Annotated in this window: 28 protein-coding genes; 21 read left to right on the top strand and 7 right to left on the bottom strand. The window is 47.2% G+C overall.

What is annotated here, in order from left to right; translation table 11 throughout:
- Positions 1–46: 46 nt before the first annotated feature.
- Positions 47–754, bottom strand: coding sequence for a Crp/Fnr family transcriptional regulator (locus tag M3630_RS22275; protein WP_047074289.1), 708 nt, complete (start codon positions 752–754; stop codon positions 47–49).
- 186 nt (positions 755–940) lie between these two features.
- Here M3630_RS22275 and M3630_RS22270 point away from each other — a divergent pair, with 186 nt between their 5' ends.
- The 10 genes from M3630_RS22270 (at position 941) to M3630_RS22225 (ending at position 8,312) form a co-directional block, all read left to right on the top strand.
- A complete protein-coding gene (locus M3630_RS22270) occupies positions 941–1,981 on the top strand; it encodes a hypothetical protein (protein WP_251253561.1) in 1,041 nt (346 codons plus the stop codon).
- Positions 1,968–4,142: a molybdopterin oxidoreductase family protein gene (locus M3630_RS22265; protein WP_251253560.1), complete on the top strand. Its 2,175-nt coding sequence runs from the start codon at positions 1,968–1,970 to the stop codon at positions 4,140–4,142. The genes M3630_RS22270 and M3630_RS22265 overlap by 14 nt, the downstream gene beginning before the upstream one ends.
- A complete protein-coding gene (locus M3630_RS22260) occupies positions 4,135–4,704 on the top strand; it encodes a 4Fe-4S dicluster domain-containing protein (protein WP_088909171.1) in 570 nt (189 codons plus the stop codon). Before M3630_RS22265 ends, M3630_RS22260 begins: the two co-directional genes overlap by 8 nt.
- Before the next feature lie 16 nt (positions 4,705–4,720).
- Positions 4,721–5,254: a Rieske (2Fe-2S) protein gene (locus tag M3630_RS22255; protein ID WP_173610097.1), complete on the top strand. Its 534-nt coding sequence runs from the start codon at positions 4,721–4,723 to the stop codon at positions 5,252–5,254.
- Positions 5,238–5,441 carry a hypothetical protein gene (locus M3630_RS22250; RefSeq protein WP_048034491.1) on the top strand — a complete coding sequence of 68 codons (204 nt, stop codon included), beginning with the start codon at positions 5,238–5,240 and terminating at the stop codon, positions 5,439–5,441. Before M3630_RS22255 ends, M3630_RS22250 begins: the two co-directional genes overlap by 17 nt.
- A 28-nt stretch (positions 5,442–5,469) precedes the next feature.
- Positions 5,470–5,787: a hypothetical protein gene (locus M3630_RS22245; protein WP_251253559.1), complete on the top strand. Its 318-nt coding sequence runs from the start codon at positions 5,470–5,472 to the stop codon at positions 5,785–5,787.
- 57 nt (positions 5,788–5,844) lie between these two features.
- On the top strand, positions 5,845–6,357 hold the full coding sequence (locus M3630_RS22240) for a hemerythrin domain-containing protein (protein ID WP_229088150.1): 513 nt from the start codon (positions 5,845–5,847) through the stop codon (positions 6,355–6,357).
- Between the two features lie 162 nt (positions 6,358–6,519).
- The gene (locus M3630_RS22235; protein WP_251253558.1) at positions 6,520–6,804 is read left to right on the top strand and encodes a DUF4183 domain-containing protein; all 285 of its coding nucleotides are present in this window, start codon (positions 6,520–6,522) and stop codon (positions 6,802–6,804) included.
- 106 nt (positions 6,805–6,910) lie between these two features.
- Complete coding sequence (locus M3630_RS31005) at positions 6,911–7,261, top strand: DUF4183 domain-containing protein (RefSeq protein ID WP_173610101.1); 351 nt, start codon at positions 6,911–6,913, stop codon at positions 7,259–7,261.
- A gap of 151 nt (positions 7,262–7,412) precedes the next feature.
- Positions 7,413–8,312, top strand: coding sequence for an SDR family oxidoreductase (locus tag M3630_RS22225; protein WP_251253557.1), 900 nt, complete (start codon positions 7,413–7,415; stop codon positions 8,310–8,312).
- Between the two features lie 6 nt (positions 8,313–8,318).
- Here M3630_RS22225 and M3630_RS22220 read toward each other — a convergent pair whose 3' ends face one another.
- Positions 8,319–8,918, bottom strand: a complete 600-nt coding sequence (locus tag M3630_RS22220) for an undecaprenyl-diphosphatase (protein ID WP_251253556.1) — start codon at positions 8,916–8,918, stop codon at positions 8,319–8,321.
- Positions 8,919–9,082: 164 nt separating this feature from the next.
- The gene (locus M3630_RS22215; RefSeq protein ID WP_251253555.1) at positions 9,083–9,727 is read right to left on the bottom strand and encodes a hypothetical protein; all 645 of its coding nucleotides are present in this window, start codon (positions 9,725–9,727) and stop codon (positions 9,083–9,085) included.
- 273 nt (positions 9,728–10,000) lie between these two features.
- Between M3630_RS22215 and M3630_RS22210 the strand changes: the two genes are divergently transcribed.
- The 9 genes from M3630_RS22210 (at position 10,001) to M3630_RS22170 (ending at position 19,602) form a co-directional block, all read left to right on the top strand.
- Positions 10,001–10,846, top strand: a complete 846-nt coding sequence (locus M3630_RS22210; protein ID WP_173610253.1) for a MurR/RpiR family transcriptional regulator — start codon at positions 10,001–10,003, stop codon at positions 10,844–10,846.
- A 170-nt stretch (positions 10,847–11,016) separates the two neighbouring features.
- On the top strand, positions 11,017–12,348 hold the full coding sequence (locus tag M3630_RS22205) for an ABC transporter substrate-binding protein (RefSeq protein WP_251253554.1): 1,332 nt from the start codon (positions 11,017–11,019) through the stop codon (positions 12,346–12,348).
- A 29-nt stretch (positions 12,349–12,377) separates the two neighbouring features.
- Positions 12,378–13,325 carry a carbohydrate ABC transporter permease gene (locus tag M3630_RS22200; protein WP_251253553.1) on the top strand — a complete coding sequence of 316 codons (948 nt, stop codon included), beginning with the start codon at positions 12,378–12,380 and terminating at the stop codon, positions 13,323–13,325.
- 17 nt (positions 13,326–13,342) lie between these two features.
- Complete coding sequence (locus M3630_RS22195; protein ID WP_048034482.1) at positions 13,343–14,170, top strand: carbohydrate ABC transporter permease; 828 nt, start codon at positions 13,343–13,345, stop codon at positions 14,168–14,170.
- Between the two features lie 22 nt (positions 14,171–14,192).
- Positions 14,193–15,155 (top strand): GNAT family N-acetyltransferase, encoded by a 963-nt coding sequence (locus M3630_RS22190; protein ID WP_251253552.1) that lies wholly within the window; start codon positions 14,193–14,195, stop codon positions 15,153–15,155.
- Between the two features lie 30 nt (positions 15,156–15,185).
- The gene (locus M3630_RS22185; RefSeq protein ID WP_251253551.1) at positions 15,186–16,799 is read left to right on the top strand and encodes a glycoside hydrolase family 3 protein; all 1,614 of its coding nucleotides are present in this window, start codon (positions 15,186–15,188) and stop codon (positions 16,797–16,799) included.
- A gap of 38 nt (positions 16,800–16,837) precedes the next feature.
- Positions 16,838–17,752, top strand: coding sequence for an N-acetylmuramic acid 6-phosphate etherase (gene murQ / locus M3630_RS22180; protein ID WP_251253550.1), 915 nt, complete (start codon positions 16,838–16,840; stop codon positions 17,750–17,752).
- A gap of 174 nt (positions 17,753–17,926) precedes the next feature.
- The gene (locus tag M3630_RS22175; protein ID WP_173610110.1) at positions 17,927–18,862 is read left to right on the top strand and encodes a cation diffusion facilitator family transporter; all 936 of its coding nucleotides are present in this window, start codon (positions 17,927–17,929) and stop codon (positions 18,860–18,862) included.
- Positions 18,863–18,984: 122 nt separating this feature from the next.
- The gene (locus M3630_RS22170) at positions 18,985–19,602 is read left to right on the top strand and encodes a DUF3267 domain-containing protein (RefSeq protein ID WP_251253549.1); all 618 of its coding nucleotides are present in this window, start codon (positions 18,985–18,987) and stop codon (positions 19,600–19,602) included.
- Here the strand turns inward: M3630_RS22170 and M3630_RS22165 are convergent.
- A complete protein-coding gene (locus M3630_RS22165; protein WP_173610112.1) occupies positions 19,599–19,940 on the bottom strand; it encodes a DoxX family protein in 342 nt (113 codons plus the stop codon). The genes M3630_RS22170 and M3630_RS22165 overlap by 4 nt on opposite strands.
- A gap of 109 nt (positions 19,941–20,049) precedes the next feature.
- On the opposite strand from M3630_RS22165, the gene M3630_RS22160 reads away from it, so the two are divergent.
- Positions 20,050–20,754 carry a Crp/Fnr family transcriptional regulator gene (locus tag M3630_RS22160; protein ID WP_251253548.1) on the top strand — a complete coding sequence of 235 codons (705 nt, stop codon included), beginning with the start codon at positions 20,050–20,052 and terminating at the stop codon, positions 20,752–20,754.
- 59 nt (positions 20,755–20,813) lie between these two features.
- Here M3630_RS22160 and M3630_RS22155 read toward each other — a convergent pair whose 3' ends face one another.
- The 3 genes from M3630_RS22155 to M3630_RS22145 all read right to left on the bottom strand — a co-directional run bounded on the left by M3630_RS22155 (position 20,814) and on the right by M3630_RS22145 (position 22,380).
- Positions 20,814–21,488: a hypothetical protein gene (locus tag M3630_RS22155; RefSeq protein ID WP_251253547.1), complete on the bottom strand. Its 675-nt coding sequence runs from the start codon at positions 21,486–21,488 to the stop codon at positions 20,814–20,816.
- A gap of 112 nt (positions 21,489–21,600) precedes the next feature.
- Positions 21,601–22,092 (bottom strand): DUF2569 domain-containing protein, encoded by a 492-nt coding sequence (locus M3630_RS22150; protein WP_251253546.1) that lies wholly within the window; start codon positions 22,090–22,092, stop codon positions 21,601–21,603.
- 84 nt (positions 22,093–22,176) lie between these two features.
- Entirely contained in the window at positions 22,177–22,380 is a 204-nt protein-coding gene (locus M3630_RS22145) for a YgaP family membrane protein (RefSeq protein ID WP_251253545.1), read from the bottom strand.
- Between the two features lie 137 nt (positions 22,381–22,517).
- Here M3630_RS22145 and cuyA point away from each other — a divergent pair, with 137 nt between their 5' ends.
- Positions 22,518–23,522: a D-cysteate sulfo-lyase gene (gene cuyA, locus M3630_RS22140; protein ID WP_251253544.1), complete on the top strand. Its 1,005-nt coding sequence runs from the start codon at positions 22,518–22,520 to the stop codon at positions 23,520–23,522.
- Positions 23,523–23,526 lie beyond the last annotated feature (4 nt).

Genomic DNA, 23,526 nt, shown 5'->3' with positions numbered 1-23,526 from the left:
AGACAAGTCCAGGACTTTTTTTATACAGGAGGTATGAAGACTTTGCTCACATTTGGCAAATATCTGGAGGGCAGTCATCACAATAAATCGCCTCTTTTAAATAGGCAAGGTCTTTAATCAAGATATGCCCGTGCGGAAGCAAATCGATGGAATCCTGTTTTTTTAGATCGGAAAGCATACGATTGACACTTTCTCGTGTCAGACCAATGAATTGTGCTAAATCACGATTGGTAAGGGAAAGGTCGATGAGGATTCCGTCGGGGTGTGGCTTGCCGTACGTGTTACTCATGCGGATGAGCGTTGAATACAAGGCGCCGATTTTGCCATTGAGAAGCAAATCGCGAAATTTGGACTGCATTCGCCTGTTCATCAATCCCATCCAACGCAGGAAGTCTACGCAAAATTGACCGTTTTTGATGAGCATTTTTTCCAACGCTTGTCGCGGGATGATCCATACCTCACCCTCCATCAACATGGTGCCGGTGGAGGTGTATGTCAATTCCTGTTCGAAGAGACCGGAGACGCCGACTAGCTCTCCTGCACCAAATACTTGCAGAGTCAGTTCTTTTCCATCGTTCGTGTTTTTTGTGAGCTTGATTTGGCCAGACGAAATTAAGAATAGCTGATCGGCTCTTTCGCCATCCAAAAACAGAACGGCTCCGGGAACAAAGCTTTTCCGAACAGAAAACGTTTCAAGGCTATTCACAAAATCGGAAGAAATCTGTTCGACAAAGGTTGTGCCATTTCCGGTCATGTGGGACCCCCTTACTCCAAGGATACATAGGTAACTCATTATATCATTCGAAATCGATGGTTGGGGGTAGGAAAATCGTCCTGATTGTGGCAAGGGTGTGAGGTAAATCACAACCCGGATTACGAGCCGTTGCTACAATGGTCTCGAGCGAAAGGAAAAAATGAGCAGCAGCAGGGAGGGTGTTGTATGAACTATCTATTTGCTTCCAAAGTGGCGAAGCGTGCTTTTATCATCATTGCTTGCTTGTTCGTCCTAAGTTACGTGGGAACACGTTTTTTCACGCATATTGATTTGGCGCTTTACGGCTATATGGTGGGGACTCTTGTCTTTATCGGAGGTTTCCTTTATCGATTTTCTGCCTGGGCAGACCGCCCGCCAACGAATGTCATTTTGAAAAAGGGGTTACGTCTTCTCTTTCGTAAAAGCACGGCGAATACAGCAGTGGATCAACTGGCTATCTATCGCTTTATTTGGAATCGGGGATGGTATCGCTGGACACAGCACATTTTGCTGGGATGGGGATGCATCTTGGCCGCGTTTGTCACCTTTCCGTTAGTGTTTGGCTGGATGTATTTCACGATGACAGACAATGGCTACTATCAGGTCGTGTTCATGGGTGTGGATATTCTGACCGTACAAGCGGATGGCTGGGTTGCCTTTCTCTTTTACAACGCGTTGAACATTACGGCTTTTATGGTCATCGGTGGAGCAGTCATGGCATTGTATCGCAGAATGAAGAACATGCAGGCACGGGCTGAACAATCCTTTGTCTACGACTTTTTGCCATTATATCTGCTACTGTTTATCAGCGTGACAGGCTTGATGCTAACTGCAAGCAACATGTTCTTAGGGGGCTTTGGGCACCCGGTCATATCCGTCACTCATCAATTTGCAGTGATTGTGACATTGATTTATCTGCCATTCGGAAAACTGGCTCACATACCGTTCCGTCCCATGAGTGTGTTCGCTCGCAATTATCGCGAGCACTATGGCGAGCAGGAAATGAAAAAGTGCAAAGTGTGCAGCAAAGAGTTTGTTTCTGCGGAACAGTCGGCAGATGTAATCAACGTGCTGGGTAAAAACGAAATGGCTTTTCAAATGGAAGAAGGTTTCCACTTGGCTGAACTTTGCTTGCCGTGCCGCAGAAAATACCGGATGTTCCGCTTCACAGGAGTTCCTACGCACGAGATCAATGCCAGGGAGGCAAATCAACATGCCAAAGGATAAATTTTTTAAAGTAATTGAAAACAAGGTACATCCCAATGAGAAATTGGTCAGTACACACTGCAGCTACTGCGGTATGCAATGCGGGATGAACCTGCGTGTAGATACAACGACGAACAAGATTATCGGAGTGGAGCCACGGTACGATTTCCCTGTCAATCTGGGGAAGATGTGCCCAAAAGGGGTAACGGCTTATCAGCAAGTGAATCATCCGGATCGGATACAGCGGCCGTTGATTCGAACAGATGCTTCATTAAAAGGAACGGCGGAAGGTTTTCGGGAAGCGTCTTGGGAGGAAGCGCTTGACTTGATCGTTTCCAAGTTCAAGGAGTTGCAGCACAACTATGGCAAAGATACCTTGTCTGTTTACTCTGGCGTTTCCATGACGAACGAAAAATGCTACCTCACGGGTAAGTTTGCGCGGGTCGCCTTGCAAACCCGCTATATCGACTACAATGGCCGCTTCTGCATGTCCTCGGCTGCGGCAGGATTGAATCGAAGCTTGGGGATTGACCGAGGTTCTACCATTCCCTGGACGGACATTCACCAAACAGACTGCTTGTTTTTGGCTGGATCAAACGCGGCTGAGTGTCATCCAACCAGCATGTTTCGTATTTGGGAAGTGCAAAATCGGGGCGGCTATCTGATCGTAGCCGATCCAAGGGAAACACCTTTGGCACGTCGAGCTGATATTCATCTGGATTTGCGGCCCGGTACAGATTTGGCCCTGGCAAACGGAATCGTTCATCTCCTGATCGAGAATGGACATATAGATGAAGATTTTATTCAAAATCATACGAATGGTTTTGAAGAAACAAAAGAAGTGGTTGCTACCTTCACACCGGAGTATGTCAGCGAAATAACAGGGGTTTCGGTGGAGAAGATTGTGCGGGCTGCCGACATTTTCGGTAGGGCCCCCGATGCGATTGTGATGTTCTGCCGTGGTGTGGAACAGCAGTCGAAAGGCACAGACAACGTATCGGCCTATACCAACATGTCGCTCGTCACAGGCAAGATTGGCCGACCAAAATCAGGTGTGGCAACCCTTACTGGTCAAGGAAACGGTCAAGGGGGGCGGGAACACGGGCAAAAAGCCGATCAATTGCCTGGCTACCGCAAGCTCGACAATCCTGAACATGTGCGTGAAATAGCATGTGCCTGGGGCATATCCGTGGAAGAGATGCCGCAGAAAGGTGTTTCTGCTTATGAGATGTTCCAGTTGATGAAGGACAAAACGATTCGCAGCTTATACTTACTCTGCTCCAATCCGGTTGTAAGTGCGCCAAATCTAAACCATGTCCGGGAGTCCCTGAAAAGTCTGGATTTTATGGTTTGCTGCGACTTTTACTTGTCCGAATCGGCTGAATACGCCGATGTCGTTCTTCCCGTTACGACTTGGGCAGAGGACGATGGAACGACAACCAATCTCGAAGGACGCATCATTCGTCACCGTCAGGCACAGGAATGGTTTGCCGAATCCAAGCCTGACTGGTGGATTCAGATAGAAATCGCCAAAAGAATGGGGCGCGGACAATTCTTTACTCACTTGAAGTCTCCCCAGGATATTTTCAATGAAATACGTCAGGTCTCCAAAGGCGGAATAGCTGATTATTATGGGGTCACCTACGAGAAAATTGATCAAAACAATGGTGTTTTCTGGCCGTGCCGCGAGGAAGGCGACGAGGGGCAGCCGCATTTATTCCTGGATAAAAAATTTTATCACCCGGATGGAAAAGCCAAAATATGTGCGCTGCCTTACCGCCCGCCAGCGGAGGAGCCGGATGAAGAATATCCTTTGCGGTTAACGACGGGACGAGTTGTGTTCCATTATTTGTCCGGGAACCAGACAAGACGAATCCCGTTTTTGAAGGACATGTATCCTGATCCTCTGCTGGAGGTTCACCCAAAAACAGCGACACGTTACGGTATTGAACACGATGAGCTGGTCACTCTGAAAACGAGAAGAGGCGAGGCGCAGTACCGTGTGAAAGTTATCGAGGCGATTCGAGAGGATACGGTGTTTGTTCCATACCACTGGGGAAAAGAGCAGTCTATCAATCTGTTGACCAACCCGGCATTGGACCCTTACAGCAAAATGCCTGAGTTTAAAGCGTGCGCCGCGAAAATCATCAAGCACAAACATGGAGGAGTTCGCCATGGGTAAACAAGTCTTATACATCGAAATGGATAATTGCATCGGTTGTCGAAGCTGCTTGGCGGCGTGTACACAGTGTGGAGGTCATGACAACCGAAACCGAAACTACGTACTGGATGTGGACCCGTTTATCAGCAGACAAACGATTCCGCTCATGTGCTTCCATTGTGTCAATCCTGCTTGCGCCCGCAGCTGTCCTGCTCAGGCGATTCAAATCGCAGATAATGGGGCCGTATTGTCAGCCTTGGTAGAGAAATGCATCGGTTGTCAAAATTGCACGATTGCTTGCCCCTATGGGATTCCTAAATTTGATGAAGAACAGAATCTCATGTACAAATGCGATTTATGCTACGACCGTACGAAAGAGGGAATCCCGCCGATGTGCGCTTCGGTTTGCCCGACAAACACCTTGCAGTGGATTGAGGAAGCAGAGCTGGAAGAAAAACGGGCACAGATTCCTTTGGCCAATGGCAAATGGACTGCCAGCCACGACCCGGATGTGCTGGAAGGCGAAACCAATGTGAAAATTAGCCTGCCTGGCATTCTGCAGGGCAAACAGAAGCTATTTTAGAGGGGAGATATACCTTATGGAGAACGAGAAAACCCGCCCCATTCCGTTGAAGGATGACAATTATACCCATAACATCAATCGTTCCAATGAGCGCAGTCTGGATCGACGGAGTTTTATGAAAACAATGGTAGGAGCAGCAGGTCTTTTCGCGGCATCTACTCTGCCATGGGGGGCGTTAGCTGCCAAAGAGCTGATGAGTTCATCCAGCAAGTCGTATCCCACACAAAAAATTGCGAATCTCAGCGATATAAAACCCGGAGATGCGATCGAGTTTGCTTATCCAGGAGAGCATGACAGCGCGTTGTTCGTATATGTGAAGGAAAAGGAATACAAGGCGTATCAAAATGCGTGTACCCATCTGCGTTGTCCGGTATTTTGGGATCGAGATGAGAAAGAGCTGCTATGTCCTTGCCATCATGGGAAATTTGATATCGCTACAGGTAAGCCGCTCGCTGGTCCCCCTAGAAGACCACTTCCGGAAATTGTGCTTCAAGAGAAAGATGGAGCCGTATACGCTGTAGGGGTGAAGAGTTATGAAGAGCAGCTATAGAGGTGTCATCCTATTAGCATTGATCTTGTTCGCCAGCATTGTTTGCACCCAGTACACAGTCAATATGTATTTTGCCCAGCGATATATGGAGGTGCTTTTGCTCAGCGGTGCAACGGTAGTGTTGTTCCCACTGGCATGGATGGTATTGAGAAAAGATCAGCGAGACCGAAGAGAACAAGGGAAATAATCCGGGGAAGGAAGTGTGATCAGTTGCCATGAATCCTAGTAAGCGAACGATTGCCGAGCTTCACCAGGAGCTGCCTGCCTTAGTGGATAAAAAAATGGGGATACTCATTCAAGATTTGGCGGATGATGCCGAACCACATAGTCCGGCTCTCTTGGAAAGGCAGCTGGCAAAATGGGAGATCACGGAGGATGAGGAGCATCTGCGACTCTATTTTAATCCTTGTCAGTTTGTAGCGATTCCCATCCAGAATGGACCGGTTGTTTTTTCGCAAGACGATGACTGTATTCGAATGGTTGCTAGGGACAACCGGGGACAGCTAGCATATCATATTTCTTTTGGTAACTGACTCCCACTAGTAGATGGAGGGATTGTAATGGGACCACCGCCTATAGGATGTATGGGGATGATGCAGGAGTTTGAAGGGAGAAGGAAGCTGTGTCCGGCCCTGGAAAAACTGAAAGAAGAACACCTATCATTAGCTGAGCAGATGAATGAGCTCGTACATCTAGCAAATAACCTGAAATCTACTGCCGAACCTACGAAAAGAAAGAAAGGCTTAACAAAGCTTCATGAGCTGGCGTCCTCGTTTCGGGCGGAACTGGAGAAACACTCCAGACGTGAGGAAGAAGACCTGTATCCCCTGATGGCTAACTATATCGAACGGGAAATGGGACCGATTGCTGTCATGGAGGAAGAACATGATCTTATTCATGAAAGTCTGATGTCGTTCATGCGAATCGTAGAAAAGGAAAAATCTGAACCTGTTGAAGTAGAAGCTGTCCACACCCATTTGCTGAAATCAATAGAAATACTCATGGAACATTTCTTTAAAGAAGAGAGTGTACTGTTCCCGATGGCAGAATACGTATTGAGTGACGCAGAGAAAGAGCAGTTGCGAGTACTGTTTCAAGATTAGAAATCATGTAGCCCTCCTACTGGTAAAAGTAGGGGGGTGATTTTATTTTCCAAATAGCTTCTTTTGAGGGAAAATGTGCGTGCTTCTCCTGTCATTTGTCGGTTTCAATCGGATGAATCCAATCATTTACTAGTAGGGATTAATTAGAGGAGGAGATTCGAAGTGCCGATTGTTAAACCGTATCTAACCTCATTGAGATTTACGTCCACCATGGGTGCTGGAACTGGTACTGGTGCAACGTTTGCCATTGCGGCAACTGCATTTACCACTGACGCTGGTGCTGCTGCGACAGCATTTCCTGGTTCGTTTGCTTTTTACAATCTCTACATCAATGGGGTGCTTCAGGCAGGTAATACTTCCACAATCACAGCGACAGCGATCACGATTCCAGATGGAGATGTCGAAAACGGTGGTACACCCATAGTTGTAGAGTTTGTCGTTAACTAAGATGAATAGGATGGTGGCCCCAGGTGGATGAAATGTGTCTGGGGTTACTCATATGTGTAAATGAGAGTGAACGGTCGAAGCATTTCGAGAAAGGACGAGTGATTTCATGAGGCACTATGTCACACAGTCATACACAGTGAGGAGACAGAGTCTGCAAATCGTGCCGCCCTGCCCCCCATGCCCATGTACGCCTGGTTTAATACGAACAGAAACCTATCAGTATACAGCAATTTCAGATGGAGTCAAAAACATGTATACCAACAGTGATGCTGTCATGCTATTCAGTACTTCAGGGATTCTGGACCCGAATGAAGTTTCTATTGTGAATCTTTTCATCAATGGAATGCTACAACCTCCCAATGTATACGCTGTCCAGCCGGGAGTTTTGATTCTGAGTGACATTCCTGTACAAGGAGTTCCTCTTATTCTTCAGTTCATCAAGATGATTACCTCATAAATGGTAGCTTCCACCTTGGGAAAAGGTCATGTCATACATACATGTCATTTTCCTTCTACGTTGTGCCCTTGATGGCGTACACAGCGCACACCAAGAAGGGTAGGCGAATATCATGGCGATATCGACTGAATCTGTACAGGAGGTATTTTCCATGTATCCGAGATACCCATATTACAGTTACAAGACTACTTGCGAAGAGACGCCCCTTACGTTTCCGCCACAGCATCAGGATCGACAACCGGGGATGGAATACTTGATGGTCCCGCGACCGATTTTCGATAATCCTGACTATATAGGGAGCGGCAAGCTTCGGGGAAAGGTAGCGATTATAACTGGTGGAGACAGCGGGATTGGCCGTGCTGTAGCGGTTGCTTTTGCGAAGGAGGGGGCATCTGTAGCGATTCCTTATTTCGATGAGCACATCGACGCCGAGGAGACCAAGCAAGTTGTTGAGTATTACGGAGGGCAATGTTTGCTGCTGCCGGGAGACTTGCGCGACGAGGCTTGGTGTCGGGAGGTTGTACGCCAGACGATTGGCTGTTTTGGCAAGTTAGATATACTCGTTTTGAATCAAGGCGTACAGTTTCCACAAGAAAGCATCCTCCAGATAAGCCGCGAGCAACTGGAAGACACGTTTCGGACCAACCTTTTCCCCTTATTTTACATCACACAAGAGGCGTTGCCATATTTGCAGCCAGGCAGTTCCATCATTAGTACGGCATCGGTTACTGCCTATGCTGGTCATCCGCAATTAGTCGATTATTCAGCAACCAAAGGAGCCATCGTCTCCTTTACCCGCTCCTTGTCCCTTCAATTGGTCAAGCAAGGCATCAGGGTGAATGCAGTGGCTCCTGGACCAATCTGGACACCGCTGCAAGTATCCAGCTATTCGGCAGAATACATCACGACTTTGGGTGTCGACACGCCGATGCGTCGTGCAGGACAGCCGTTCGAGCTGGCTCCGACCTATGTTTACCTGGCCTCGGATGATTCGGGATATGTCACGGGCCAGGTATTGCATGTCAATGGTGGAACGATGACAGAGACGTAGCGGTAATCAAAAGTCTCTCGTTTTCGATTTCGTAGGCAAGATCGCTTGCTCTCCTTTTTCATAGAGAGCAAGTAGAGTATGGACAAAACTCAATCTCGGCACGATTATATAGACGGCCAATGCAGACCCAATGCTGATCAGGGCACCTACAATGACATCTGCCGGATAATGAACGCCTACTAAAATGCGAGAAAGCCCGACACAAGCAGCAAGCAGCATCCAGAGTGGCCCCGTCGTCTTTCTAAAAAGCCAGTAGGTCATGCAAAAGGAAAAAAACAGGATCGTATGGTCGCTGGGAAATGAATTGTCGACCGCTTTTTGTACCAATTGATTGACGTTCGCAAGCTCAGCGAATGGCTGATTATTCGCATGAAGGCTTCCAGCTACTTTCCCGAAAAGCTCAGCGATGACAAACGTAAACGTCGCACAAATGACCATGATGCGATTCTCATGTTTTCTCGTAAACCAATACACCAAAGCACTCAAAGTCAAAATAAACACCGTATATTCCGCTACGTAAAAAGATACGGGATTGAGAGCCGGATACTCTTTTCCCAAGTCATTAATCAAGCGAAAATAGTGAATGTTGATTTCCATGCCATTCATTTTTGGTGATCCTCCTTTACATGTAACAGGAGAATCGTAAACGATAAGAGAAAAATGGGAAATTGATTTACCTTACGAAATATTACAGGGTTGTAAGGTTGGTTTCGCAGCATCCAAAAAGAGACGGCAGAACCGTCTCTTTTTCATTGGACCAAAGGTTCACGCTATTTTCTTTTGCCCGCTGCTTTGGGGTAGATGTCTTTTTTGACAGCCTTTAATTTTCCGACACGATCCATGGTCACGTTGATGGAATGATCCGGGGAAGTGTAAATCACGAGAATCTGTGTCTTGTTATCCTGAACGGTAGAGGAGTTAATTTGTGAGAACTTGTATTTTTCTGCTTGCTTTCCAAACAGAAGTTTGAGAAGCTCCTTGCCTTTTTTGATCGCTTCCTCATCACCTAACACTTCTTTCGAAGACGAGAGTCTGTTTTGAATGTCGATGCTGATCAGCTCTCCTGTACTTGCGTTTACATGGACAACTCCAAAGTCTGGGGTAGTACCCTCTGGTGTGCTCGACAAGATCACTTCCAGACGTTCGATCGGACCAGAAGTGGTGTCGACATTCTCCTTTACGATGGAGGTGACGGGATAGTTCTTCAGGTCTGGGATGACTTCTTTGACGTGATTCAGAGTCGCTTTTGTTTTTTTATTCAGATCGTTTATGGAAAGCTCCTCCAACTTGGTTGCAGTTACAGTTGCTTTCGCTTTGTAGGAAGAGGCTGCTGCGGCTTCGTTTAACAGAACAGGTGTGATTGGCAAAAGGAGTGCCGCTATCAGGGTGAATACGAGTGCCTTACGCTTGGTCATTTTGATCATCCCCATTATTTGTCAGTCGGGTGTACATGGATTAATACGAAAAGAGATTCGTATTAGTAACGGTAAAAATTGTGAAAAATTTATAACAGAACGAAGAAAAGGAGAAAGTGTCGAAAAATAGATTTGAAATTTTATTTCAAATCTGACAATTAAGCTTGATATTTTATTTCAAGTGTCTATAATACAAAATATGTAATCAATTACCAAAGTCACACTAGAATGTAAGCGCTTAATAACTTTATGGACTAAAGGGGTGGTATCGTGTTGAATGGCGGGTTGCTGCGCATCCGCGAATCGTTGCACAATATCAAGCGTTCTGAACAAAACGCAGCGCATTACATTTTAGCCAATCCGGATGAGGTGATTCGTCTTTCCATCAAGGAACTCGCGGAAAGAAGCGAATCCAGCCAAGCTGCCATCATACGCATGTGCAAAAGTATCGGTGTGGATGGTTTTCAGGAGTTGAAGATCAGAATAGCGGGTGATTTGCAATCGTCTACCGCTCAGGATGAATACAAAGAGATTCTTCCCGATGCTGATATGTATACCTTGATTGAATCCGTTTCGCTCAACAACATCCTCTCCTTGCGGGAAACGATTAAAATTTTGGATACAGAAACAGTAGAGCGGGCGATTGGTGAGCTGTTCCGAGCCACCCGGATTGATTTTTACGGGGTGGGTGCTTCGCAATTGGTTGCCCAGGATGCCCAGCATAAATTTTTGCGCATCAATAAAATGTGCACGGCCCATTCGGATTCCCACTTGCAGCTTACTTCGGCAGTCACCTTGACGGCTGGAGATGTGGCAGTCGGCATCTCGAATTCCGGGGAAACCTCGCAGATTATAACCACGATGAAACAAGCCCGCAAATCGGGAGCTGTGACCATTGGCATGACCAAATACGGCACAAACTCCTTGGCGGAATGCGTGGATATTCACTTAACCACGTTTTCAACAGAAGCGGATGAACGCAGTGCCGCCACTTCCTCACGGATCGCACAACTCAATGTGATCGACATCTTGTTTAGAGGTGTTGCTGCCAAAAATTACGACGTCTCTGCTGCGTACTTGCGCCAGACGCGTAAAGCTGTTCGAGAGCAATACAAATAAGCAAATCCTCCTTAGACTACACAAACTCCTGCCTTTATCCTTTTATCCTTATCAGTCAATAAAGAGTCCCTATCTTCAAAGTATCTACATGGAGCTAGATGTACGTGAGGCTTTTAGAGATATCGTTAGCTATGCAAGTTTTCTACTTATTGCAATTGGGGAGGTTTTCCATGAAAAAGAGAAGGTTTCTCTCAGTACTCGGTATGATTGGCTTAGCAGCGGCATTGCTTATTTCTGGATGTAGCAGCCAGTCTTCCACACAGCAGGGGGACAAAGTCGAATTGTATATGGGCTACAGCTCTGATCCACCCACGAAGAAAAAGATGGAAGAAATTATTGCAAAATTCGAACAATCGCATCCTCATATCAAAATCAAAACGATGACAGCACCTTATGATGACTTTTATCAAAAGCTGACGACTCAGATCGCGGCCGGGAATGCGCCTGATCTATGGCAGAGCGACGGGACAAAAGTATTTGGTTACGCCCAACGTGGCGCGATTCTCGACATCACCGACTACGTCACAAAAGAAATCAGCAAAGAGGAGCTCAACGGTCTGGAGTTCAACAAAGACTCAGACGGGAAGTATTGGGGCGTGCCACAGGGCATTCAAGTCGGAGCCCTTTTCTACAACAAGGATTTGTTCGACAAAGCGGGCGTGGCATACCCAACGGCTGACTGGACCTGGGATGATTTGAAAGCGGCTTCCGTCAAGCTGACCCTCGATGCCAACGGGAAAAATGCAGACGATCCTGCCTTTGACAAAAAATCAGTAAAGCAGTACGGCTTCGCGTTTTTCGGTAGCTCACGCGGGGCGTTTAACATCTTGAAAGCGTATGGTGGCGGGGTATTGGACCCGACCTTGACAAAATCGATTATCAACAGCCCTGAGAACAAAAAAGCGGTCGAGTGGATGGTCGACGGTATGCAGCGCAAGCTATTCCCGAATCCGGCCGATCTAAAGGCGTTCCAAAGCAACTTCAAAGCATTTTTGAGCGGGGCTGTGGCGATGCAAATCGATATTTATGCAGCAACAACCTCGATGAATGGTGCAGGGTTGAATTACGATGTCGCTCCTATGCCAAAAGGACCGGATGGAAAACGCTTCGCACCCGTCATCGCCAACTCATGGGTCATCAACAAAAAAGCAGAGGAACAGAAAGTCAAGGCTGCTAAAGAATGGATCACCTACTGGACGACATCTGATGAAGCACAAAAGGAATGGACAGAAGTAGGAGAAGCCATTCCGGTGAAAAAATCAGTGGCGAATTCCGAAATGTTTCTAAACCCAGCCACGAAACCGGAAAACAAAAAAGTGTTCCTCGACACCCTGGAGTTCGCAGGCACGATTGATACCAACGCTGTCTTTACCGAGTGGGTGAAGGTGTTCACGGATAATCTGGCGGAGCTGTTCATGGATAAATACGGAACAGATGAATTCATTACGAAAACAGACCAAGGCATTCAAAAAGTTCTGGATGATTTCTTCAAGAAGCAGTAGTCATCTATCAGTGAGGATGTGTGCCAACCATGCTAGAGCTGCAAACCAAGCAACAGGCGAAGCCTGCTGTGAAAAAGAGAAAATGGTTGGATAGCGAGGGGAGATGGGGACTGCTCCTGGTCTCCCCTTATCTCATCCACTTTCTCGTATTCGTCGTGGGAACATCGGTCGCGTCATTGTACTTCAGCTTTTCGGACTACGATATTTTAAATCCGCCTAAATGGACGGGCTTGGACAACTATGAAAAGCTGTTTGAAGACCCGCTGTTTTATCGCTCGTTATGGAATACGGTCTATTTTACGATCCTGTACGTCCCGGCCAAAACGTTTTTGGCGTTGCTGTTAGCCGTTGCCCTGAATCAAAAGCTGAAGGGCCTGAAATTTTTCAGGATGGTTCACTTTTTGCCGGTCATCTCCTCGTGGACGGTGATTGCGTATGTAGCGGATGCGGTATTTAACCAGCGGATCGGTTTTGCCAATGCTTTTCTGTCCAAACTGGGCATCGCCCCGCAAAACTGGCTGATTGATGAATTTTGGGTCATCCCTGTCTTGGTTCTCATCGCCATCTGGAAGTCAGTCGGCTACATGATGATTATTTTTCTCGCCGGGCTGCAAGGAATTTCTTCTGACATGTACGAGGCAGCCTCGATTGATGGAGCGAACGCTTGGCAAAAGTTTTGGCGGGTGACGGTCCCGATGATTTCCGGCACGACGTTTCTGGTCATCATCTTGAATACGATTTACTCCTTCCAAAACTTCGAGCAGATTTTTGTCATGACCGGGGGATCTACGGAAGCAGGCTCGACAGGTGGTGCGAACAACGCCAGCCTCGTCCTGATGCTGTTCATGTTCCGCCAAGCATTCAGCTTTTTCAAAATGGGCTATGCCTCTGCTATCGCGTGGGTGTTGTTCCTCATCCTGCTTGCCATTACGCTCATCCAATTCAAGCTGCAAAAGAAATGGGTTCATTATGATTAAGAGGCAAGGAGGTAGCCATGCAAAAGCGTTTTCCTCTCAATAAAATCGTCGGATACCTGTTTGTCATAGCCAGTGCGTTGATTATGCTGGTGCCGTTTTTGACGACTGTGTTTAACTCGCTGAAAACCTACAAGCAGTACATGCAATTTCCGCCGGAATGGCTGCCCAATCCTGCACAGTGGAGCAATTATACAACGGTGTGGGAACAGGCGAATTTTAGCAGCTATACGATCAACAGTCTGATTGTCGCGATTCTTTCGGTTATCGGGGCCTTATTGTCCAGCTCGATGATTGCCTTTGCTTTTGCCAGGCTGCGTTTTCCTTTTCGCGACACGCTGTTCATGATTGTGCTCGGAACGATGATGATCCCGGGGATCGTCACGATTGTACCGCAGTTTATTATCTTTAAAAATTTGGGACTGCTCGACACGTTGGCTCCACTTTGGATTTTGGAGTGGCTCGGACAGCCGTTTGCCATTTTTTTAATGAGGCAAGCATTTTTAAATATCCCGAAGGATTACGAGGAAGCGGCAAAGCTGGATGGCTGCAATCCGTTCCAAATTTATTGGCGGGTGTTTTTGCCGATGTGCAAGCCTTCCTTGGCAACACTGGCGGTCTTTACGTTTATGGGGAAGTGGAATGAGATTTTGGCGCCAGTCATTTATCTTATTTCGGACGAGAACTTTACGCTGCCGATCGGGATTTTGTCTTTGAGCGGTCAGTACAAGACAGAGGATCAACTGCTAGTAGCAGGGGCATTGATCAGCTTGATCCCGATTTTGATCGTTTTTTTGTTTGCGGAGAAATATTTTGTGGAAGGCTCCAAAACTTCCGGATTGAAATAGGACGTAAGGGGGGAAGCATCCGATGCAATACGTACCTTGGGACGATCAATATGCGGACGCTCTGTGCGAGCTGTGGAATCAGGAGTTGGGTGATCGCTTTCCCATGCGGACGGAACTGATGCGGCAAAACAGCTTCGAGGATCAGAATGTAGTCAAAGCCGGGTCGTGGATTGCGATCGATGCTGTGACGCAGCGTCCCGTCGGCTTTGTGGTGGCCAAATGCTGGCAGGAAAGGCTCGACATTCAGTTGGGAAAAGACATTGGCTGGATACAGGTCTTGCTCGTGGCTAGCGTACATCGCGGGCAGGGGGTCGGGCGTGAATTGCTGGCAAGGGCAGAAAATGCGTTGCGAGAGCAAGGGGTGGAAAAAGTCTTGCTGGGACGCGATCCGTATCATTATTTCCCGGGCATACCCGATGAATCTACGGATGTAAAAGCGTGGTTTGAGCGACAAGGGTATCACTCGGAGGATCGGTTGGAAAACGATCTGTTAGGCCGGTATCTCGAACCAGCCGAGCTGGAATTGCCAGAGGTACCAGATGGTCGCTTTCGACTGTTGACGAAGGCGGACCAAGCTGTCTTTTTGGCCTTCTTGCATCGATGCTTTCCCGGACGCTGGGAGTATGAAGCCATTCACTATTTTAAGCGGGGAGGAACCGGACGCGAATTCGTCGTGGTGGAGCTGCACGGAGAGATCGTCGGTTTTTGCCGGATCAATGATGCCGATTCTCCGTTTATTGCTCAAAACGTCTACTGGGCACCTTTGTTTGCAGATGGGCTTGGCGGCATCGGTCCGTTGGGCGTAGATGCAGAATATAGAGGACGGGGTTTGGGACTGGCGATTGTGGAAGCGGGCATTGTGGCTTTGCGGAATCGCGGTATTTCAAACATTGTCATCGATTGGACGACGCTGGTCGATTTCTATGGGAGGCTCGGGTATCACAGCTGGAAGCAGTATGCGAAGTACGGCAAAGCATTCTCTTAACAAGAGCAATTCGGTAGGGAGGAGGATTCCATGCAAGCCGAACATATGACGGTGGAACAGAAGGTCGGGCAACTGCTGATGATCGGTTACCCTACGCTGGACATTCCCGAAGAAATGGAAGTGTGGATCAAACAAAAAAAGATTGGCAACGTGATTCTTTTTAGCCGCAATATCGGGACACCGGAAGAGACTTATCAACGTGTACAGAAACTCCAGAGCTGGGCGTATGAGTCTTGGCATCCCTATCCGCTGTTGGTCGGGACTGATCAGGAGAATGGCGTGGTTTCCCGTCTGCAAAAAGGGGCGACGCGCTTTCCCGGAGCGATGGCTTTGGGGGCCACAGGCAATCTCGATCAAGCCAAGCGCATCTACCAGGCAACAGGTGAGGAGCTGCGTGCAGCAGGGATTTCAGTCAATTTCGCTCCGACGGTCGATGTGAACAACAATGCGGACAATCCAGTCATTGGGGTGCGGTCTTTTGGAGAAGCGCCAGAGCAGGTAGCGCGGTTTGGTGAGGCCGCCATTCAAGGCTTGCTTGAGAGTGGTGTCATTCCCTCTATCAAGCACTTCCCCGGTCATGGTGATACGAGCACCGATTCTCATGAAGCCATTCCTGTGCTTGGACATGATCGGACGAGGCTGGATCAGGTCGAGCTGGTTCCATTCCAGCGCAGTATTTCGGCAGGTGTCCCCATGGTGATGGTTGGACATATCAGTTTGCCCAGTATGGATGAGTCAGGCTCTCCTGCTACGTATTCCAAGGAGATCGTGACGGGAATATTGCGCGAGTCCCTCGGCTTTGATGGGGTTGCGATTACGGATTGCATGGAGATGGCTGCCATTGCGGATACCATCGGGGTTGCGGAAGCGGCGGTGCGTTGTGTGCAGGCTGGGATCGATCTTGTTCTGGTTTCCCACACGCATGAAGTTCAGCTAAAAACGTACGAACGACTCGTTGCGGCCATTCATTCGGGGGAGCTGTCAGAAGAGCGGGTCAACGAAGCCGTAAATCGCGTGCTTCAATTAAAGAAACGATTTCTGTCCTGGGAGCATTGCTTGCGAACAAAAGGCCCTTCCTTTGACCGTCTCCTGCATGCAGACATGGCGAGAAGTGCGCTCGCCCAAGCCATAACCTTGGTGAAAAATGAACATCAGCTGCTTCCTTTACAGAGAGGCACGCAACCGCTAGGCGCGATTTTTCCGGGGATTTCCAACCTTACTTTGGCAGAGGATGGGCAAGCAGCTTCTGGTGATTTGGTCGAACCATTGAGAAAATACCGTGAAGTTGAATACCATATGATGTCGACGCTCAACCCGACAGAGGATGAAGTGGAGATGGTGGCGAACGTGATGTCAGCCACGGAGCAAATCGTCGTTTTTACGTACAATGCCCATATCTTTAAAGGCCAATCGCTGCTGGTGAATCGGCTAGTTCAACAGGGGAAAAAGGTCGTAGCTGTCGCCCTGCGAAACCCGTATGATCTCTTGGCAATGCCAGAGGTCGATGCGTATCTCGCCGTTTACGACCATACGTATCATGCCATAGAGCTTGTGGCAGACATTTTGTTCGGGGAACGAAAGGCCGTTGGACATCTTCCGGTCAGCCTGTTTCCGTCGGAGAAAAAGCAGCATGGTGTGGGGTAGAAAGAGAAGATGAGTGCAAATGGGTGGGAGGTAACTGGATGAAGTTTCACCTTCGTGATTTAACGACAGAAACAAGAAATCGAAATACGGAAGAGCTGGATAAATTCTCTACGATGGAAATTGTCCAGATTATGAATGAAGAGGATAAAACAGTTGCGTTTGCCGTTGAAAAGGAGCTGGCTTCGATTGCAGCGGCCGTTGATTTGATCGCAGAATGTCTGGAAAACGGCGGAAGACTCTTTTATTTTGGAGCGGGAACGAGCGGGAGATTGGGCTTGCTCGATGCTGCTGAATGCCCCCCAACCTTTGGGACGGACCCCACATTGGTGCAGGGAGTCATAGCAGGCGGGGAAAAAGCTATCGTCAGAGCCGTCGAAGGAGCCGAAGACGTGGAGCAGAACGGCAGGGAAGATGTGATTGCCTATGACGTAAAGGCAGGGGATGCCGTGGTGGGAATTGCAGCGAGTGGTCGGACACCCTATGTCATCGGAGCATTGGCGGAAGCAAGAAGGCAGCAGGCAAAAATCATTTCGTTGTCCTGCAACCAGGCGGCGCAGATCAGCCAAGGTGTGGATGTGGCGATTAATGTGGTAGTAGGGCCAGAGGTAGTGACCGGATCGACCCGCTTAAAAGCAGCGACGGCGCAGAAGATGGTTCTCAATATGATTACGACCGGATGCATGGTACGGTTGGGGAAAGTGTACAAAAATTTGATGGTCAATGTGCAGGTAACCAATGAGAAACTGAAGGAACGGGCAAAACAAATCGTGGCAGAAGCGACCAACGTCTCTACCGATGAGGCAGAGGTACTGTTGCAAAAGGCAGACGGTGACGCCAAACTGGCAATCGTGATGCAAAAGACAGGGCTGCAAGCAGAGGACGCAAGCCGCTTGCTCACCCAGTACAAGGGCAATATCCGGCGAATTTTGGAAGCGAATCACACTCAGGAATGACCAGCCTAATCCTTTTGGATGAGGCTTTTTTTGTCTTGGTACGACATGACTGGTAATGAAAATCACTTGTATGATCCATAAAATGTTCATTTGAATATTGACGAAAAAGAGGATATGATTACATTAATTCTTACATTATAATTTTTATAATTTAAATGGACAGAGGTGATAGGTATGAAAAAGGGTGATTTTCACCATCTTGATCATGTGAAAGAACAGCAAACATCGAAGAAAACATTGTGGATTACGCTCCTATTGACGTTGTTTTTTACGATCGTGGAGGTTGTGGGGGGCTTGATGTCCAATTCACTCGCGCTCCTGTCTGACTCCGCCCATATGATTTCTGACGTCTTTGCTTTAGGGTTGAGTATGACCGCTATTTATATGGCGACACGTAAGCCGACTAAGAAGTATACGTTTGGATTTCTCCGTTTTGAAATTATTGCTTCGTTTTTGAATGGCTTGGCTCTTGCCGTGATTTCGATCGGGATTGTCATTGAAGGGATCAAACGGATGATCAATCCGCAAGACGTTGATTTGCAGTTGATGCTGACTATTGCATCCATCGGTTTGGTTGTAAACATCGTGCTGACCATCGTACTTTCCCGCAGTATGAAGGAAGAAGACAACCTCAATGTAAAGAGCGCGTTATGGCACTTTATTGGGGACTTGCTCAGCTCCGTCGGTGTGATTACGTCGGCGATTCTCATTTACATGACCGGCTACTACTTGTTCGACCCGTTGATTAGCTTGGTGATTGGGGGCATTATTTTTACAGGTGGTGCCAAAATCATTCGTGAGTCGCTACTCGTGTTGATGGAATCTGTTCCAGAGCAGTTTGATCTTGATCAAATTCGTCAGGACCTTGGTGAAGTAGAGGGCGTGGAGGATGTTCATGAGCTGCACCTGTGGGCAGTATCCACGGAACATTACTCCCTGACAGCGCATGTGTTCGTTCGTGAAGGCATCCAGCCGTATTGTGTCATTCTGGCGATTAATCACATTTTGCAAACGAAGTACGGAATTGACCATTCGACGATTCAGATCGAGCACCCGACGATTCTGGATCACGGGGAATATGGCAAGCAGTTTTTGCTTAAGCAAGCATAATGATCATGAGAAAAAGGCTATTCTCCAAGCAAGCTCAGGAGATAGCCTTTTTTTATTTATCTCCCCATTAAAGAAACTGATTACATAGGGTGAACGTCTTACTAGAAAGGGGAGGTTTTTTTATGAGAATCACAACCAAATTGCCACAGTATCATGAAAATGTACATGTTGAGTTGATGAAAAATGAATGGGTTCCACTGAATGAACCACAGAGTTTGGGCAGGGCAACTCTTTTATCGATTCCTTTCATGCTGATTAACGCACTCATCGTTTTTGGGATCATCCATATTTTTTCGCCAATAACCTTGGAGGAATTGGGGCTGACATCAGATTCGCTATCCATATCCATTGACTTCAGTGCGATATTCTCTCTACTCGCCTTGGTCATTATTCATGAATGCTTGCATTTGATTTTTATCCCGAATTTCTTGAGATCAGAAAAAACATGGATGGGGCTAACGTTGTTTGGCGGGTTTGTAGCAACGGAAGAAAAGATTCCAAAAGCAAGATACATCCTGATTACCATCGCTCCATTCATTCTCGTTTCGATTATGTTGCCTGTTCTTCTAGGGTTATTGGGGCTGTTCACTACTGTATTAAAATTTATGATTTTGATAAACGCAATCGCTTCTTCGGTCGATATGCTGAATCTTTTCCTGGTGATGAAGCAAGTTCCGAGACAAGCAATCTTGATCAGTAACGGACAAAAAACGTACTGGAAAGCGCCCGGAAACGATTAAAGCCAAAGGAGAAGCAACGAACAAATAAGCATAATTCCTGCATTTATCGCCATGACGGGTTTATGCTTTGCCCGAAAAAGATGGGCATGGATAGCACCGAGCATGAGGATGGCGAACAGGATACAAGCGAATGTTAATACTCCAGGAATCCAAAAGGAGCTAACTACTCCGATGACTCCGACCAGCTCAAGTGAGGCAATCACGTCCATAAACCAAAGGGGGTACCCATATTCCTTCCAGTGCTGAAGCATAGAGTTTGCGCGTAAAAATTTCATTAACACAGAGATGGAAAACATCAAAGCCAAAATCAGTGAAAGAATCATGATGAATGTGTTCAACGATTTACACTCCTTTGTTCATTCGAAATCCATTGCTTAACAAGGAGTATAATGGGTGTGATCCATACAATATGTAGTCCAGCCTACAGTGAGCAGGAGGAAGTGCACGGTGATCGAAAAGGAGAAGTTTTTATCCCGCATCAATTTGTTTCAGTCGTTAAGTGAAGCAGAGCTAGCCCAATTGGAACCGGCGACTCCTATGGAAGTAGTCAAAAAAGGAACGATAATTTCCTCTCCTCACCTGGAGCTAAAAAGGCTGTTTTTGATCAAGGCTGGGAAGGTTCGTCTATACAAGCTTTCGGCTGACGGCAAAGAGCTGACGATTGATTTGCTCGGCACGGGCCATGTGTTTGGCGAGATCGGCTCGTTTACGATTAGTTCAACCAATATGTACGCCGAAGCGTGGGAAGATTCGGTGATTTGTTCGATTGATAAAGGACAATTTGAAGAGCTGATGCTGGAGAAGCCGAGGCTTGCCTTGCATTTTATCGAGATTGTCTCGAATCGCTTGCAAGAGGTAGAAGAAATGATGGAGCTCATGGCGTATGGAAGTGTGCGACAGCGTCTAGTATATTTGCTCGGCAGGCTGTGCGAGAAATACGGAGGAGAGCGCCAGGCTGACGCACCAGAATGGATCGAGCTGGCAGTGATCCTGACGCATCAGGAGCTGGCGACGATGATGGGGTGTATTCGTGAAACAGTAACAGAGACACTCCATGAGCTAACAGTAGAAGGTATCGTGAAGAAGGCGGGACTGCGAAAGCCGTTATGGGTGCATCGGGAGCGGTTGAGGGAAGCATTGGGGCAGGTGTAAACCAACAAAATCCCGTTGCCCTGTCAAAAAGGGAACGGGATTTCGTTGGTAGAAGCAGCTTATTCGACAATGATTTTGACAGTGTCAGAGACAGCGTCGTATTTGTTTTTTGCTTCGATGGTAAGCATGTATTCACCAGCTTGATCCGCACTGAATAAGATTACTTTTTTGTTTCCATTGCTGGTTCGGGTTGTTGAAAGCTCTGTAACTTTTGTGTTGTAAGTAAATTTAGGTGTGTACTTCGAAGAGTAATTGATCAGAATGGGAACCTCAGTCCCTTTTTTTACATGTACGGAACCGGGAGTGACAGTCATTGTAATTTTATTTGGATTTAGTATTTCGATAGTGGCGGTTTCTTTAATTGTTATTTCTCCATCTTTCAATTTTAGTTTTGCTTGGAACTGAACAAAGTACACACCTTCCGAGGATAGTGTCAAGTTACCTGTTGTTGTATACGTTGCATTAGACTTTCGGTATGTAGTCTGAACACTGGTGATCGCATTGTTTATACTATCGCCTCCGACAGAGGCCACTTTAAATACTACATTCGTTAGCTCACCACCTGTTTGCGTGTTCACCGTTAATTTCACACGCTCCCCAATGCTATAGCTTTCTTTCAAACTGGTAAACTTGGTTACATATCCTTTTGGGTCGATCGGTTGAGAAGCGAAGGCGTTGCCAGACAAGGTAAATAGCAGAACAATTGCCATTGCAAAACGTAAAAAAGTCTTCATCTTTCCACCCCTAAACAAAATAGTAATTTTCCAAACTTAGTACATTATCTAATTATTTACTTATTTTTACAATGGCATTTTCTATCGTTCAAGAAGAGGGGATTTCCATTTCTCATTCATTCACAAATGTATTCTTTACTCGTATGGACAAGCGGAAATAGGGAATCCAGATCATTGCCGTAATGCCAGTCTGGAGCAATCTTAGTCCTGATTGCTTGACAAGCTGACTTGTGTCTCCGAAAAGACTATCAAAGCTCGCCCAGGCCAGCAAATCGATCATGTTCAAGATGAGATAAAAAAGAATCAGGCCAACAAATAAATGGGGAGCACGTTTCTTTTTCTGGAAATAAAAAACGAGAAGGGTCAGTGAAAATGCGAGCAAACCTATCTCTAACAAAATGTTGCCGTAGTAATACAAAGTGAACGACAGACTCTGCTCCATAAACGGTTGGAGTTCTTCCATTGCTTCAGCATGATCTTGAAAAATGCCGATAATGGATGCAAGCGCGGAAAATGGGCTGAGAACGACCATAATGGTCGGCCAGATTAACCAACCGCCCAACCCTTTTGGCTTATTTAGATTTGCTTCTGTTTGGACATTCATTCGTGTTTTCTTACCTCTCTGATCGTAATGAAATGGATACCAAATAATGGTACAAAATAAAAGAGGTAAGGTCAAATGCAAAAATTACGATTTTTGCGAAGGAAGTTGGCAAGAGTTAATCCCAAAGATACGATAGAAGAAGCATTGTTTGGTCAAGGCTGTATACAGGAGCGGAATGCCCAGCAACGAAAGGTATTGATAGCCTCCGTCCAGAAAGAAGAACAAGGAAAGAAAGGCTAACCCAGCAACAATACGAAACATTTGATCAAAACGACCGACGTTTTTCATTCTGATTCCTCCGGTTACGGTGTTTGTGATTGATGAGACTTATTGTACCGGAGTACTTTTGGGTTGCATGTAACAAAGTCACATAACGCGAAGATTTTTCCACCCCATACAAACGTCAAGTAGAAGGGAAGAAAAGCATGAACCAAATCCGTTACCATCGCAGAAAATATACGCAGGGTCATACACCGATCGAAAGACTGGAGCGTTTGTCCAAGGAGTTAGGCGGACCGAATATTTCTATCAAGCGAGACGACATGCTCGGCTTGACAGCAGGGGGAAACAAGACGCGAAAGCTGGAGTATTTGGTGGCGGAGGCAATTGAGCAAGGGGCAGATACGTTGATTACATGCGGAGCTGTCCAATCCAATCACTGCCGGTTGACTCTGGCGGCGGCAGTTCGCGAAGGTCTGCACTGCCAGCTCGTGCTGTCCGCGCCTGGGACGGGGGACTACCAACCGCAAGCGAGTGGCAATCATCTGTTGTTCCATTTGCTCGGAGCAGAAAAAATCGAGGTTATTCCCGCAGAGGCAGATTTGCTTGCAGCTATGGAAGAGCTCGCTGTAGGTCTGCGAAAACAAGGCAGAAAACCATATCTGATCCCTGTAGGAGGCTCCAATGAAGTCGGCTCCTTGGGGTATATGGCGTGCGCGGAAGAAATCGAGCAGCAGGCTTGGGAAACGACGACACCGTACGATTATGTCGTGACGGCAACGGGAAGTGGCGGTACGCAAGCTGGTCTGCTTGCCGGCTTTATGGCGCGCCAGTCCAACACAAAAGTACTCGGGATCAATGTCAGCCGCGATCGGGCTGCACAAGAAGCAAAGGTAATGGGGTTGCTGCGCAGTACAGCTGCATTGATTGATTTGCAAGGGGACATACGAGCAGAAGCTGTGCTCTGCGACGACAGATTTGTCGGGCCAGGCTATGCGATTCCGACGGATGGCATGATCGAAGCTGTTCAGTTGGTCGCTCGGACAGAGGGGATTTTGTTAGATCCGGTCTATACGGGTAAGGCAATGGCAGGCTTGATCGGCTTGATTCGCGAAGGGCGTTTTAATCGGAACGATCACGTGCTGTTCCTGCATACGGGTGGTGCCCCGGCGCTGTATACCGTTCCGCATTTGTTTTTGCCATCCAAATAACGGA

Origin of the sequence: Brevibacillus sp. MER 51 (assembly GCF_023714195.1) — a bacterium.
Classification (GTDB): Bacteria; Bacillota; Bacilli; order Brevibacillales; family Brevibacillaceae; genus Brevibacillus.
The sequence above is the reverse complement of the archived record's forward strand: the minus strand, read 5'-3'. Positions and strand labels throughout refer to the sequence as shown.

Excerpts from the sequence above, each read along its gene's own strand:
- M3630_RS22275 (WP_047074289.1), bottom strand. The coding sequence starts at position 754 with ATGACCGGAAATGGCACAACCTTTGTCGAACAGATTTCTTCCGATTTT.
- M3630_RS22270 (WP_251253561.1), top strand. The coding sequence starts at position 941 with ATGAACTATCTATTTGCTTCCAAAGTGGCGAAGCGTGCTTTTATCATC.
- M3630_RS22265 (WP_251253560.1), top strand. The coding sequence starts at position 1,968 with ATGCCAAAGGATAAATTTTTTAAAGTAATTGAAAACAAGGTACATCCC.
- M3630_RS22260 (WP_088909171.1), top strand. The coding sequence starts at position 4,135 with ATGGGTAAACAAGTCTTATACATCGAAATGGATAATTGCATCGGTTGT.
- M3630_RS22255 (WP_173610097.1), top strand. The coding sequence starts at position 4,721 with ATGGAGAACGAGAAAACCCGCCCCATTCCGTTGAAGGATGACAATTAT.
- M3630_RS22250 (WP_048034491.1), top strand. The coding sequence starts at position 5,238 with ATGAAGAGCAGCTATAGAGGTGTCATCCTATTAGCATTGATCTTGTTC.
- M3630_RS22245 (WP_251253559.1), top strand. The coding sequence starts at position 5,470 with ATGAATCCTAGTAAGCGAACGATTGCCGAGCTTCACCAGGAGCTGCCT.
- M3630_RS22240 (WP_229088150.1), top strand. The coding sequence starts at position 5,845 with ATGATGCAGGAGTTTGAAGGGAGAAGGAAGCTGTGTCCGGCCCTGGAA.
- M3630_RS31005 (WP_173610101.1), top strand. The coding sequence starts at position 6,911 with ATGAGGCACTATGTCACACAGTCATACACAGTGAGGAGACAGAGTCTG.
- M3630_RS22225 (WP_251253557.1), top strand. The coding sequence starts at position 7,413 with ATGTATCCGAGATACCCATATTACAGTTACAAGACTACTTGCGAAGAG.
- M3630_RS22220 (WP_251253556.1), bottom strand. The coding sequence starts at position 8,918 with ATGAATGGCATGGAAATCAACATTCACTATTTTCGCTTGATTAATGAC.
- M3630_RS22215 (WP_251253555.1), bottom strand. The coding sequence starts at position 9,727 with ATGACCAAGCGTAAGGCACTCGTATTCACCCTGATAGCGGCACTCCTT.
- M3630_RS22205 (WP_251253554.1), top strand. The coding sequence starts at position 11,017 with ATGAAAAAGAGAAGGTTTCTCTCAGTACTCGGTATGATTGGCTTAGCA.
- M3630_RS22200 (WP_251253553.1), top strand. The coding sequence starts at position 12,378 with ATGCTAGAGCTGCAAACCAAGCAACAGGCGAAGCCTGCTGTGAAAAAG.
- M3630_RS22195 (WP_048034482.1), top strand. The coding sequence starts at position 13,343 with ATGCAAAAGCGTTTTCCTCTCAATAAAATCGTCGGATACCTGTTTGTC.
- M3630_RS22190 (WP_251253552.1), top strand. The coding sequence starts at position 14,193 with ATGCAATACGTACCTTGGGACGATCAATATGCGGACGCTCTGTGCGAG.
- M3630_RS22185 (WP_251253551.1), top strand. The coding sequence starts at position 15,186 with ATGCAAGCCGAACATATGACGGTGGAACAGAAGGTCGGGCAACTGCTG.
- murQ (WP_251253550.1), top strand. The coding sequence starts at position 16,838 with ATGAAGTTTCACCTTCGTGATTTAACGACAGAAACAAGAAATCGAAAT.
- M3630_RS22175 (WP_173610110.1), top strand. The coding sequence starts at position 17,927 with ATGAAAAAGGGTGATTTTCACCATCTTGATCATGTGAAAGAACAGCAA.
- M3630_RS22170 (WP_251253549.1), top strand. The coding sequence starts at position 18,985 with ATGAGAATCACAACCAAATTGCCACAGTATCATGAAAATGTACATGTT.
- M3630_RS22155 (WP_251253547.1), bottom strand. The coding sequence starts at position 21,488 with ATGAAGACTTTTTTACGTTTTGCAATGGCAATTGTTCTGCTATTTACC.
- M3630_RS22150 (WP_251253546.1), bottom strand. The coding sequence starts at position 22,092 with ATGAATGTCCAAACAGAAGCAAATCTAAATAAGCCAAAAGGGTTGGGC.
- M3630_RS22145 (WP_251253545.1), bottom strand. The coding sequence starts at position 22,380 with ATGAAAAACGTCGGTCGTTTTGATCAAATGTTTCGTATTGTTGCTGGG.
- cuyA (WP_251253544.1), top strand. The coding sequence starts at position 22,518 with ATGAACCAAATCCGTTACCATCGCAGAAAATATACGCAGGGTCATACA.